General features: G+C 71.2%; 10 protein-coding genes. 5 read left to right on the forward strand and 5 right to left on the reverse strand.

Annotation, left to right across the window (positions count from 1 at the left end; translation table 11 throughout):
- Both ACFWW9_RS43960 and ACFWW9_RS43965 read left to right on the forward strand, forming a co-directional pair.
- A partial coding sequence (locus ACFWW9_RS43960) for a hypothetical protein (RefSeq protein ID WP_390389225.1) occupies window positions 1–1,254 on the forward strand: 1,254 nt, incomplete at its 5' end.
- A 64-nt stretch (window positions 1,255–1,318) separates the two neighbouring features.
- A complete protein-coding gene (locus ACFWW9_RS43965; protein WP_390389226.1) occupies window positions 1,319–3,127 on the forward strand; it encodes an ABC transporter ATP-binding protein in 1,809 nt (602 codons plus the stop codon).
- A gap of 95 nt (window positions 3,128–3,222) precedes the next feature.
- Here the strand turns inward: ACFWW9_RS43965 and ACFWW9_RS43970 are convergent, their stop codons facing one another.
- The gene (locus tag ACFWW9_RS43970; RefSeq protein ID WP_390389228.1) at window positions 3,223–4,347 is read right to left on the reverse strand and encodes an epoxide hydrolase family protein; all 1,125 of its coding nucleotides are present in this window, start codon (window positions 4,345–4,347) and stop codon (window positions 3,223–3,225) included.
- Window positions 4,348–4,400: 53 nt separating this feature from the next.
- Between ACFWW9_RS43970 and ACFWW9_RS43975 the strand changes: the two genes are divergently transcribed.
- Entirely contained in the window at window positions 4,401–5,408 is a 1,008-nt protein-coding gene (locus tag ACFWW9_RS43975) for a helix-turn-helix transcriptional regulator (RefSeq protein ID WP_390389230.1), read from the forward strand.
- A gap of 262 nt (window positions 5,409–5,670) precedes the next feature.
- Here the strand turns inward: ACFWW9_RS43975 and ACFWW9_RS43980 are convergent, their stop codons facing one another.
- Window positions 5,671–6,432, reverse strand: coding sequence for a polysaccharide lyase family 7 protein (locus ACFWW9_RS43980; RefSeq protein WP_390389232.1), 762 nt, complete (start codon window positions 6,430–6,432; stop codon window positions 5,671–5,673).
- A 203-nt stretch (window positions 6,433–6,635) separates the two neighbouring features.
- Window positions 6,636–7,478 carry a helix-turn-helix transcriptional regulator gene (locus ACFWW9_RS43985; RefSeq protein ID WP_390389233.1) on the reverse strand — a complete coding sequence of 281 codons (843 nt, stop codon included), beginning with the start codon at window positions 7,476–7,478 and terminating at the stop codon, window positions 6,636–6,638.
- 138 nt (window positions 7,479–7,616) lie between these two features.
- Here ACFWW9_RS43985 and ACFWW9_RS43990 point away from each other — a divergent pair, with 138 nt between their 5' ends.
- Window positions 7,617–8,396 carry an NAD(P)H-dependent oxidoreductase gene (locus tag ACFWW9_RS43990; protein WP_390389234.1) on the forward strand — a complete coding sequence of 260 codons (780 nt, stop codon included), beginning with the start codon at window positions 7,617–7,619 and terminating at the stop codon, window positions 8,394–8,396.
- 3 nt (window positions 8,397–8,399) lie between these two features.
- Here ACFWW9_RS43990 and ACFWW9_RS43995 read toward each other — a convergent pair whose 3' ends face one another.
- Entirely contained in the window at window positions 8,400–9,662 is a 1,263-nt protein-coding gene (locus ACFWW9_RS43995; protein ID WP_390389236.1) for an amidohydrolase family protein, read from the reverse strand.
- A gap of 52 nt (window positions 9,663–9,714) precedes the next feature.
- Window positions 9,715–10,275: a dihydrofolate reductase family protein gene (locus tag ACFWW9_RS44000; protein WP_390389237.1), complete on the reverse strand. Its 561-nt coding sequence runs from the start codon at window positions 10,273–10,275 to the stop codon at window positions 9,715–9,717.
- A 233-nt stretch (window positions 10,276–10,508) separates the two neighbouring features.
- Here ACFWW9_RS44000 and ACFWW9_RS44005 point away from each other — a divergent pair, with 233 nt between their 5' ends.
- Entirely contained in the window at window positions 10,509–11,333 is an 825-nt protein-coding gene (locus ACFWW9_RS44005; protein ID WP_390389239.1) for an extensin family protein, read from the forward strand.
- Window positions 11,334–11,405: the final 72 nt, after the last annotated feature.

The raw sequence follows: 11,405 nt of genomic DNA on the forward strand, positions 1-11,405 counted from the left end.
GTGCACGCGAGCCTCGCCCGTGTGCGGTGGGAGAACGTCCCGATCGACGAGATCGCCGCCCGCCGTGCGCTGCCCGCCGACCAGCGGGACCGGTTGCGCGCCGAGGCCGAGGCGGCCCTGAACCGCCGTCCACGCCGCGCGGTCCCCGGCAGGCTCCTCGCGGTGGCGGCCGCCGTGGTGCTGTTCGGCGGAACGGTCCTCGTGCTGAGGCAGACACCCGACGAGGCACCGCCGACGCCGCGGCGCCCGGTCCCGGTGGCGGGCACGACGGTGGACCAGGCGGTCGCAGGCGTCGCGCTGGACCGCTGCTGGGACGCCGTCCGGCAGCAGGGCGTTGCCGACCGCTACCCCGACCGTTCGCGCTGGACGGCCGTGTTCACCGCGGGCGACTCCCAGGTCGGCGTGGTCGCCGCCCGCGCGGACGGCAAGCCGCTGTTCTGCCAGACCACCGCCACCACGGCCACTGTGACCGACCCGAACGCCGCGCCGACGTCCGGCACCGCAGCCCTCCTGTACAGCCGCGAGGGCGTGGTCGCCGGGGTCACCGACGTGGACTGGAGCCGGATCGCGCTCAAGGGCACCGGCCCGAACGGCAGCGTTTCGCTCAAGACCGAGTCGGGCGACCACCTGTTCGTCGGGCGTGCGGGGGTGAACCTGACCGGGACGCGGATGACCGTCAACGAGATCGACTCGGAGGACCCCACCGCCGTCCGGGAGTTGAGCGCGCCCGCAGTGCCCGCGGTCCTGGTGCGCGACCGGCCTGACGGCCCCGCGCCGGACCGCGCGTCCGACGCGGGCCAGGCGCTCGGCGACTGCCTGGCCCGGTCGTCCCGGCCGCTGCCGGACCCGGACTCCTACCAACCGGGGGCGCTCGTGGCCTACCCCGGCGGTCGGCTCGTGCTCGGCCGCAGCACGGACAGCCTGGTGGCGTGCCGGTCGGACGGGGAGCGGACCGAGGCCGTCCGGACCCTCCTGGTGAACAGCGGAGCGCCCGCCGTGATGAACGTCGACACCGCCGTGGAGGGCGACCGCATGATCGTCGGGGGCGAGCTGCGCCCCGAGGTCGCGACCATGGAGATCAGCCTCAGCGGCGGACCACCGCAACCGGTCACGGTGGCGGGCCGCACCTTCGCGTTCCTCGTCCCGCCGTACGACGTGACCGGCCCCCAGGCGCGGCCCGAACCGCTCGTCGTCCACGCCGTGGCGCGCGACGCGAACGGCGTCCAGCTCTACGAGCGGTCCTGGAACCGGTGAGCTGATATTCGGTAACCCCGGAACGACCTCCTGCGGCACGATGGGAGTGCCGGGAGGGGGTCGGATGGTCGTGCCAGTGACGGAGAAACCCGTCCGCAGGACTGCGGTGCTGCTCGCTTTGCGCTTGTACGGCAAGGAGTTGCGGCGTCACGGGCTCGTCGCCGTCGGTGGTCTCGTGGCGCCCGCGCTGGGCGTCACGTGCCAGCTCTACCTCGCGCCGCTGGCGGTCGGCGCGCTCGTGGGGCGGCTCGCGTCGGGCGGCGTCACGGGGTTCGCCGCCGTGCTGCCGTACGTGCTCGCCTTCGGCGGCCTCATGCTGCTGTCGGAAGTGTTGTGGCGCATCGGGATTCACTGCCTCAACCGCACGGACGGGCGCGGCATCGAGCACCTGTCGGCGCTCGCCATGGACGAGCTGCTGGAGAAGGACGCGGCGTTCTTCCACGACAACTTCGCCGGGTCGCTCACCAAACGGGCGCTGAGCTTCGCGTTCCGCTTCGAGGACTTCGTGGACGCGTTGGCGTTCAAGGTGTTCGCGAACCTGATCCCGCTCGGCTTCGCCTGCGTCGTGCTGTGGAACTACGACCCGCTGCTGGTCGTGGTGCTGCTGGGCCTGATCCTGGTCACGGGGTTCGTGGTCGCGCCACTCATCCGCCGTAGGCAACGACTGGTCGACCGGCGCGAGGCCGCCATCGCGCGGGTGTCCGGCCACATCTCCGACACCCTCACGAACATGGAGACAGTGCGGGCGTTCGCCGCCGAACCGCGCGAGAGCGCGGAGCACCGGACCCGCGCGGCCGAGCAGCGGACGCTGATGCTGCGGTCGTGGGACTACGGCAACCTGCGCATCGACACGGTGATCGCGCCGCTGTCCGTGCTGACCAACGCGCTCGGCCTTGCGGTGGCGGTCGGCGTGAGCGGCGGCCTCGGTGTGGAGGCGATCGTGGTGACGTTCGCGTACTTCGGCAACGCCACCCGGATCATGTTCGAGTTCAACCAGATCTACCGGCAGGTGGAGAGCGCCCTCACCGAGGCCGCCCAGTTCACCGAGCTGCTGCTCGACCCGCCGACCGTGCTCGACCCGTCGCAGCCGGAGCTGCTGCGCGCCAAGGACTCCCGTGTCCGGTTCGAGGAGGTCGTGTTCGGGCACGGCGGCGGCGAACCGCTGTTCGACGGGCTCGACCTGGACATCCCGGCGGGCACGCGGATCGGGCTGGTCGGCCGGTCCGGCGGCGGCAAGACCACGCTCACCCGGTTGCTGCTGCGGCTGATGGACGTCGACCGGGGCCGCATCCTGGTCGGCGGCCAGGACATCGCCCGCCTGCGCCAGGCCGACCTGCGCGGGCTGATCGCGTACGTGCCGCAGGACCCGGCCATGTTCCACCGGACCCTGCGCGAGAACATCGCGTTCGCGCGGCCGGGCGCGACCGACGCGGAGATCCGCCGCGCCGCGCACGCCGCGCACGTGACGGAGTTCGCCGACGCGCTGCCCGACGGGTTCGACACGATGGTCGGCGAACGCGGCGTCAAGCTGTCCGGCGGCCAGCGGCAGCGGGTGGCGCTGGCCCGCGCGATCCTGCGCGACGCGCCGATCCTGCTGCTGGACGAGGCGACCAGCGCGCTGGACTCGGAGAGCGAGGTGCTGGTCCAGGAGGCGCTGTGGCGGCTCATGGAGGACCGCACCGCGATCGTCGTGGCGCACCGGTTGAGCACGGTCGTGCGGATGGACCGGCTGATCGTGCTCGACCAGGGGCGGATCGTCGAACAGGGCACCCACGGCGAACTGCTCGCCGCGGGCGGCACGTACGCGAAGCTGTGGCGCCACCAGTCCGGCGGCTTCCTCGACGAGAAGGCGTTCGACACCCCGGTGGGGTGACGGCCCCGGCGCGGTGCGCCACCGCGCCGGTTGCGACGTCGAGCACGTCTTCCGCAGGGGAAGGCGTTTCCGGAACGCCTTCCCCTCGCCGCGTGCTACGAGCGGAAGAAGGTCCGGAGGTCGCCGACGAGCGCCTGCGGGCGTTCCAGCGCGGCGTAGTGGCCGCCGTCGGGGAACTCCGACCAGTGCACGATCGCGGAGTTGTCCCGCTCGGCGAACGCGCGGATGGTCTTGAAGTCGTCGGCGAAGACGGCGACGCCGGTCCGCGACGTGTTCACCTCCGGCTCGCGGGCGGCCTTGGCCTCCTCGAAGTGGTAGCGCCCGGCGGTCGCCTGGGTGTTCGTGAACCAGTAGAGGGTGACCTGGGTCAGGAGTTGGTCGGGCGTCACGAGGCTCGTGCCGTTGCCGAAGTTGGTGAACAGCTCGCTGTAGGCCAGTTGCCCGACCGGCGAGTCGGCGATGCCGACCGCGACGGTCTGCGGGCGGGTGGCGTTCATCTGGTTGTAGCCGCCGACCGACTGGAACCACTTCAGGTGCTCCAGCGCGGCGTAGTCCTTCGGTTCGAGCTTCTCGAACTCCGCCGGGTCCCCGGACGGGAACGAGAACAGCTGGAGCACGTGCAGGCCGAGGAAGCCCTCCGGCTTCAGCAGGCCGAACTCGCGGGAGATCATCGCGCCCGCGTCGCTGCCGTGCGTGCCGTAGGAGTCGTAGCCGAGCCGTCGCATCAGCTCGTCGAACGTCTCCGCGACCCTCCTCATCGTCCAGCCGCCGCCGGTGAGCGGGGTGCTGAACCCGAAGCCGGGGATCGACGGCACGACGACCGAGAACGCGTCCGCGGCGTCACCGCCGTGGGCGACGGGGTCGGTGAGCGGGCCGATCAGGTCGAGGAACTCGGCGAACGAGCCGGGGTAGCTGTGCAGGAGCAGCAACGGGGTCGCGTTCTCCTCCTTCGACGGCACGTGGACGAAGTGCACGGTCTGCCCGTCGACCTCGGTCAGGTACTGCGGGAACTCGTTCATCCGCGCTTCCTCCGCGCGCCAGTCGAACGCGGTCCGCCAGTGCTCGACGGTCTCTCCGAGGTAGCTGTTCGGGGTGCCGTACTCCCAGTCGTCGGTGGGGGCGGGCCGGGGCAGCCGGGTGCGGGCGAGGCGCACGTCGAGGTCGGCCAGGTCGGCCTCGGGGATCTCGACGCGGAAGGGGCGGATCTCGTTGTTCGTCATGACTCATACGCTAGAAGCCCTATAGGAACACTTGGTTCCTATATAGTCGGCGGATGTTGGAGACTTCTTCCCGGTTGCTCGCCCTGCTGGCACTGATGCAGTCGCGGCCGGAGTGGCCGGGCTCCGAACTCGCCGAGCGGCTGAACGTCACCGGGCGGACGGTCCGCAACGACGTCGACCGGCTGCGCGAACTGGGGTACCCGGTCGAGGCCGTGCGCGGGCCCGCCGGGCACTACCGGCTGGGCGCGGGGGCGAAGCTGCCGCCGTTGCTGCTCGACGACGAGGAAGCCGTGGCGGTCGCGATCGGGCTGCGGGCCGGCCGCGGGGTCGCGGGCATCGAGGACAGTGCGACGCGGGCGTTGGCGAAGCTCCAGCAGGTCCTGCCGCACCGGCTGCGGCGGCAGGTGACCGCCCTGCACCAGGCGATGGCCGAGGGGCCGTCGAACACCGACGGCAACGTCCCGGACCCCGTGGTGGGCGCGACCGTGCTGGCGGCCATCGCGGCGGCGATCCGCGACTCGGCACTGCTCCGGTTCGACTACCCGGCCCCGGCCCGCCCGGACGACGCGCCGCGGCGCAACGACGCCTCCGCGCCGTTCGGGGACTGGCCGGTGCTGGTGGAGCCGTACCGGCTGGTGAGCTGGGAACGGCACTGGTACCTCGTGGCGCGGGGACCGGAGACGGGCGCGTGGCACACGTACCGGGTCGACTGGCTCACGCTGCGGATGGCGACCGGCCGCCGCTTCCCGCCGACGCCGCTGCCCGGCGGGGACTACCCGGCGTTCGTCCTGCGCGACGTGGCCACGGCGGGCTGGAAGGTGCACGCGAGCATCACCGTGTTCGCATCCGCGGAGGACGTGCTGGCGCGGATCAACCCGACCGTCGGTGTGGTGGAGGCGGTCGACGAGTCCACGTCGGTGCTGCTGACCGGGGCGGACAGCCTGGAGTTGATCGCCGTCTACATCGGGATGCTCGGCCTGGACTTCCACGTCACCGAGCCGCCCGCCCTCGTCGAGCACCTCCGCGTCCTCGGCGAGCGCTACGCCCGCGCGGTGAACTGATCGGGCTGTGTCAGGAATGGCGCGTCCGGCTTCGGCGGGGTGCGTGGCGAACCGGGGAACGGCCGTCACGGCTCGCCCTTTTCCTGATTCTCCGCTTCGGTCGCGATGATTCGGAGATCCCGTCACCGCGCCGGTGCTGTGCGGGAGGAGAAGGGCGAATCTTCGAACGGACCGCCGACCTTTTCCTGATTCTCCCGGAAGGCCGTGCGTCGATCAGTGGGCGACCGGAGCGGGGCGGGAGGGAATTCCCGCCCCGCGCGGGTCAGCTGTGCGAGACCGAGAGCGAGTAGAACGCGACTCGCGCGCCCTTGGTGGTGCTGTCGGAGGACGACTGGTTGTACGACCCCGCCTTGAAGTACTGCTTGTACTGGTTGAACGACGACGGGATGCTGTAGTGCGTCGTCGTGCCGTTCACCGTCAGGTTGATCGTGTTGCCGGTGACGCCGATCGTGTACGACCAGGTCTTGCCGACGGCCACATGACCCACCGTGTGCGGGGTCTGGCCGCCGTCGGGGGAGTTCTCGGTGCCCAGCACGATGTCACCGCTCGCGCGGTAGTACAGCTCCAGCAGCGGCTTCGTCGACGAGCCGCCGGAACCGAGGTGGACCTGGCCGACGCAGACGTTGGACGTCACCGAGACCACGCGCAGCGTGGCGCTCAGCTTGTGCGTCCCGGACAGCGACCAGTTCGCCGCCGACCCGCTGCGGTTCATCTCCCGCAGTTCCGACCGGGCGTAGTTCGAATTGGGCGTCGTGACGCCCTTCTCCGGCGCCCAGAACGTCATCGCGCCGTCTTTTTTGTCGGTGTAGAAGTACGAGTCCTGGAATCCGTTCGAGCCTTGCAGCCGTGACGAGGAAATGGTCGTCGGCGAACCCGGCGACCCCACCGGCTCCTGCAACTGCCAGACCGAGAGGTCGAAGTTCCCGCCGGGCGCGACGGCCGGATTGGCTGCCTGTGCGGAGTACGCGGTACCGACCAGCAGGGCAGGGACCGCGACAAAGGCGAGTAGAGCGCGCAAGCGCATCTTTGCGTCCTTTCGCAGGGTAAAGCGGGCGAAGGGAAACAGGGACTTCGCCCGCCCTTTCGTTCAGATATGTGAACAATTCCATTCTGAATTCTCGGCGGCGCTGTCGGAGATTAAGTTCCGGATTGCCGCCTGTCAAGACGGTAAGAACCGAAAAGGACACCGGTCCCAAAGCGCCTATTCGCCCCGAAACGCGACCGTTCCTACGGCCGTGGGGTCACCGCGGCGCGCGGGTGGTCGCTGGTCGCGCCGAGACCGGCGAGCAGCCGGAGCCCGTCCTCGGAGGGGCTGCCGGGAGTGGCGGACAGCACCAGCAGCTCCTGGCCCGAGCCGTCCGGCAGCGCGAAGTTCTCCTGGTGCAGTTCCAGCAGGCCGACGAGCGGGTGCTGGAACGCCTTGCGGCCGTGGCCGCGGGCGCGCACGTCCGCGCGGGCCCAGAGGCGGCGGAAGCGCTCGCTGCCCATCGACAGCTCGCCGATGACCGAGGCCAGGCGAGGGTCGTCGGGGTGCTTGCCCGCAGCCAGGCGCAGGTGCCCGACCACGTCGAGGGTGCAGCTGTCCCAGTCCGCGTACAGGCCGCGCTCGTTCTCCTCGAGGAAGATGTGCCTCGCGGTGTTCAGGCCGGGGATCGGCAGGCCGTAGAGGGCGCTCGCGAGGCGGTTCGCGGCGAGCACGTCCATCCGGTGGTCCATGATCAGCGCGGGCGCGTCGGTGACGAGGTCGAGGACGCGCAGCAGCTCCGGCCGGATCCGCCCGCTCGACGGCCTGGTGCGGCGCGGGCGTTGGCAGGCGAGCCTGCGCAGGTGCCCGCGCTCGGTCTCGTCCAGGCCGAGGACGCGGGCGAGCGCGTCCAACACCTGCTGGGACGGCTGGGTCGCGCGGCCCTGCTCCAGACGCACGTAGTAGTCGACGCTGACCCCGGACAGGTGCGCGACCTCCTCGCGCCGCAGCCCCTCGACCCTGCGGTGCCGGTCGGTGGGGATGCCGACGCTCGCGGGGTCGATCCGGGACCGCCGAGTCCGCAGGAAGCCCGCGAGATCGTCCATGCGCCCAGTATGGCTTCGCGGGCCCCGGTGAGGGTGGTCCTGCCGATACCAGGAACCCCCGTCCGGTGGAAGAGGAGCCCCTGAACGCCGGGCCTCGCGGCCCGCAGGATCGGCAGCACCCGATCCGAAGGAGACACCGTGAAGACCTTGATCGTCCACGCCCACCCGGAGCCGAAGTCGTTGAACGGAGCGCTGAAGGACCTCGCCGTGTCCACGTTGGAGGGTGCGGGCCACGAGGTGCGGGTGAGCGACCTGCACGCGATGGGCTGGAAGGCCGTCGTGGACGCGGCGGACTACGGCCCCGACGCCTCCAGCCCGTTGCGGGTGGCGGCGGACTCGGGCCGCGCCTTCGACGCGGGGACGCTCACCCCGGACGTCCTGGCCGAGCAGGAGAAGCTGCTGTGGGCCGACACGATCATCTTCCAGTTCCCGCTGTGGTGGTACACGGTGCCCGCGATCCTCAAGGGCTGGATGGACCGCGTGTTCACCCTCAACTTCGCCTACGGCGTCGGCGAGCACAGCGACACCAAGTACGGCGAGCGCTTCGGCGAGGGCACCCTCGCGGGCCGGAGGGGGCTGCTGTCGGTGACCGCGGGCGGTCCGGAGGCGCACTACTCGGCCCGCGGGATCAACGGCCCCATCGAGGACCTGCTGTTCCCGATCCAGCACGGCGTCCTCCACTACACCGGCGTCGAGGTGCTGCCGCCGTTCGTGCTGCACAGCGTGGACCGGATGTCCGCGGAGGACTACGCCGTGGCCGCCAAGGCGTGGGAGCAGCGCCTGCTCGCGCTGGAGACCACCGAGCCGATCCCGTTCCGGCGGCAGAACTTCGGCGACTACGAGATTCCCTCACTGCACCTGAAGGAAGGCCTGGAACCCGAGGGCCGCAGCGGTTTCGGCCTGCACGTGCGCGGCTGAGCGTCAGCGGACGGACCGGCGGGCGCGCACGGCCGCCACGGCTTTCGCGACCTGGGCGTCGAACGCGTCGAGCTGGGCGGCCTCGGCGGCGCTCGCGACGAAGGAGCGGCGGTCGCAGGGCGTGCCAGCCCGCCAGATCCGCTCGATCGCCCGTGTCGCGGTGATGTCCGCCAGCGGGTCGCCTGCCACGAGGACCAGGTCGGCCCGCAGGCCGACCGCGACCCGGCCGCGGTCGGCGAGGCCGAACACCCGCGCCGGTTCGGCGGTGGCGGCGGCCAGCGCCCGCGCCGGGGCGACGCCGCACCGGACGAGGAGTTCCAGCTCCCGGTGCAGGCTCGCGCCGAACACGGTTCCGGGATTCGGCGCGTCGGTGCCCGCGAGCAGGGTGACGCCCGCGTCGGCCAGTCGGCGCACGGTGTCCTCGGCCCGCGAGTAGGGCGGCAGGACCCGGCCGCGCATCACGGGGACGCCCGAGGCCAGTCGTCGGGTCCACGTGTCGCCCAGCGCCTCGGCGAGCCGAGGGTCGCCCGCCACCGCCGCGCCGCCCGGTTCGCCGAGGGTGTTCTCGATGGTGGCCAGCGTCGGACCGACCGCGATGCCCGCCTCCGCCAAGCGCTCCACCAACGCCTGGTCGAGGTCGGCGTCCACGGGGACGTGGGCCACCACGTCGACACCGGCGGCCACGACCTCCTCCAGGCCAGCCGTCGAGCTGACGTGGGCGATGACGACCAGGCCGCGGGCGTGCGCGGCGGTGACCAGCGCCCGGATCGTGTCGGCGTCCAACGACGGCCAGAGGCCCCCGGTGCCGGAGAAGACCTTCAGGTAGTCGGAGCCCTCCGCGATCCGGTCGGCGACGAACCGCTCGGCCTGGTCGGGGGCGGTCAGCGTGGGGAAGGGGGCGTACATCAACGACGGGTGCCCGTCCGGCGCGGTGGCGCCGATTCCGGAGGACCGCACGTCGGCCACGTCCGAGGACGTCGCTCGTTCCTTGGACTCGGCCACCATGTCCGGCTTGCTGAACATGTCGAGGACGGTCGTGACGCCGAAGGTCAACGACTGCGCCAGAGCGCCGGGCGCGAGGTGCACGTGGGTGTCGACCAGACCGGGCAGCACGGTGCCGCCCGCCGCGTCGACCACCTCGTCGCCATCCCTGGCGGTCGAGGTGGTCGAGCAGTCGGTGATCAGGCCGTCGTCGAACCGGACCGAGGTCCAGTCCCGCGCCGCCGTGCCGTCGAACACCTTCGCGTTCACGATCGTCGTCGCCAAGGTGTTGTCCCCCAAGGAGTTCTCGTGGGGCCGGGCGAACCCCGCGAGGAGTCTAGGACCGCGTCCGGTAGCGCGTGTAGACGAGTCCGCTGGCGAAGGCGCGCTCGTCGGTCAGGTCGAGGTCGAGGCGGACGCCGTCGGGGAAGAACCGCTTGCCGCCGCCGACGACGCTCGACGTGGTGAACAGGTGGTACTCGTCCACCAGACCGGCCCTGATCGCCTGGGCCGCGAGGGTCGGGCCGTCGACGGTGAGGTCGTGGTCGGCCCTCTCCTTGAGGTCGCGCACCACGTCCGGGTCGAAGGACCGCTCGATCCTGGTCTTCGCGCTGGACACCGACTCCAGGGTCGTGGAGTAGACGACCTTCTCCGCGGCTCGCCAGTCGCGGGCGTACTGCCGGATGTGCTCGGGCACGTCGGGCCCGGTGTCCGCGGTCTCCCAGAAGACCATCGTCTCGTACATCCGCCTGCCGTAGAGGTACGTGCCGACCGGGCGGAACAGGTCGTTGACGAACGTGTGCACCTCCGGGTCCTCGGCCCCGGTGCCCAGGCCGCCCTCCGCCGCCTCGGCGTAGCCGTCGAGGGAGGTGATCATCGAGTAGAGGAGCTTCGCCACGGGTCTCCTTCGGGTGGGGGAGCGCCGGTCCGGTCGGCGCTCCTGGCAGTGGTGACCTCGCGCCGCGGCGAAACTCATCGGCTCCCCGCGGCGTCCCAGCCGGTAAAGAAACGGGAAAATGCCTGTTCAAGTGCGGTTCCCCGCCCTGAACGCCGTCCATAGACTCCGTCGCGCCGGGTGGTGAGGCAGGCCCTTCCCCTGCTCCCGCCGGCCAAGGACGCAGAGGAGTGCAGGTGTTCGAGAACAACCTCTCGAGGCGTGGTTTCGTCACGGGCGCGGCGGCCGTCGCGGGGCTCGCCGGACTGTCCGCCATCGCGCCGGGGCTGGCCGCCGCCGATCCGAAGATCGCCGACCAGCACCGCGAGTCCGAGTTCGCCGCCGCGCCCAGCGCGCTGGCGCTGATGACGTTCCAGAAGATCGACGGCACGCCCGTCTACTACTGGCGGTCCAACCGCGGCAACACCACCGCCCGCAACTGGCAGGTCACCGACGCGTTCTACACCGCGCTCGTCGCGTGGATCCGCGACCTGCGGTCGTTGTCGGCGAGCTACGGCTCGATCAGCTACATCGTGTCGGCGGGCTTCTACGTCGACAAGGAGGGCCAGCACGGCGCGGGCACCGCGATGGACCTCGACCACGTGCGCTGGTCCGGCGGCAACACCATCTCGCCGCTCGACCAGGCCCACGCGTCGGGCACCGCCGCGACCCGCAAGCGCTACCTCGCCACGGAAGCCGTGTGCCGCCGCCGGTTCCGCTACGTGCTCGACGGCTGGTACAACGCCGAGCACGCCGACCACATCCACTCCGACTTCGGCGGCATGCCGGTCCGCGTGCTCAAGGACTCCGAGTCCGACACCAAGTTCGTCCAGGCCACCTGCAACAACTTCCGCGCCTCGGGCCTGGCGATCGACGGCATCTGGGGGCCGAACACGCAGAACGCGTTCAACGGCTTGAAGTCCGCGCTCGCGGTCACCGGCGACCCGCACACCAGCTCGTCGGTGTGGCAGGGCATGTTGTCGAAGATCGCGACCAAGGGTTTCGCGAACCAGAACATCTGATCCGACACCGACCCGGCCCCCGGCCATCGCCCCCCCGGCCGGATAAGTGGCGAAGCCCGGCGACAAAACCAT

It is taken from the genome of Umezawaea sp. NPDC059074 (genome assembly GCF_042738955.1).
Taxonomy (GTDB): Bacteria; Actinomycetota; Actinomycetes; order Mycobacteriales; family Pseudonocardiaceae; genus Umezawaea.

What these genes read in the sequence shown, in the direction of transcription:
- ACFWW9_RS43980 (WP_390389232.1), bottom strand. Translation starts at nt 6,432, where the DNA reads ATGCGCTTGCGCGCTCTACTCGCCTTTGTCGCGGTCCCTGCCCTGCTG.
- ACFWW9_RS43965 (WP_390389226.1), top strand. Translation starts at nt 1,319, where the DNA reads ATGGTCGTGCCAGTGACGGAGAAACCCGTCCGCAGGACTGCGGTGCTG.
- ACFWW9_RS43970 (WP_390389228.1), bottom strand. Translation starts at nt 4,347, where the DNA reads ATGACGAACAACGAGATCCGCCCCTTCCGCGTCGAGATCCCCGAGGCC.
- ACFWW9_RS43975 (WP_390389230.1), top strand. Translation starts at nt 4,401, where the DNA reads ATGTTGGAGACTTCTTCCCGGTTGCTCGCCCTGCTGGCACTGATGCAG.
- ACFWW9_RS43985 (WP_390389233.1), bottom strand. Translation starts at nt 7,478, where the DNA reads ATGGACGATCTCGCGGGCTTCCTGCGGACTCGGCGGTCCCGGATCGAC.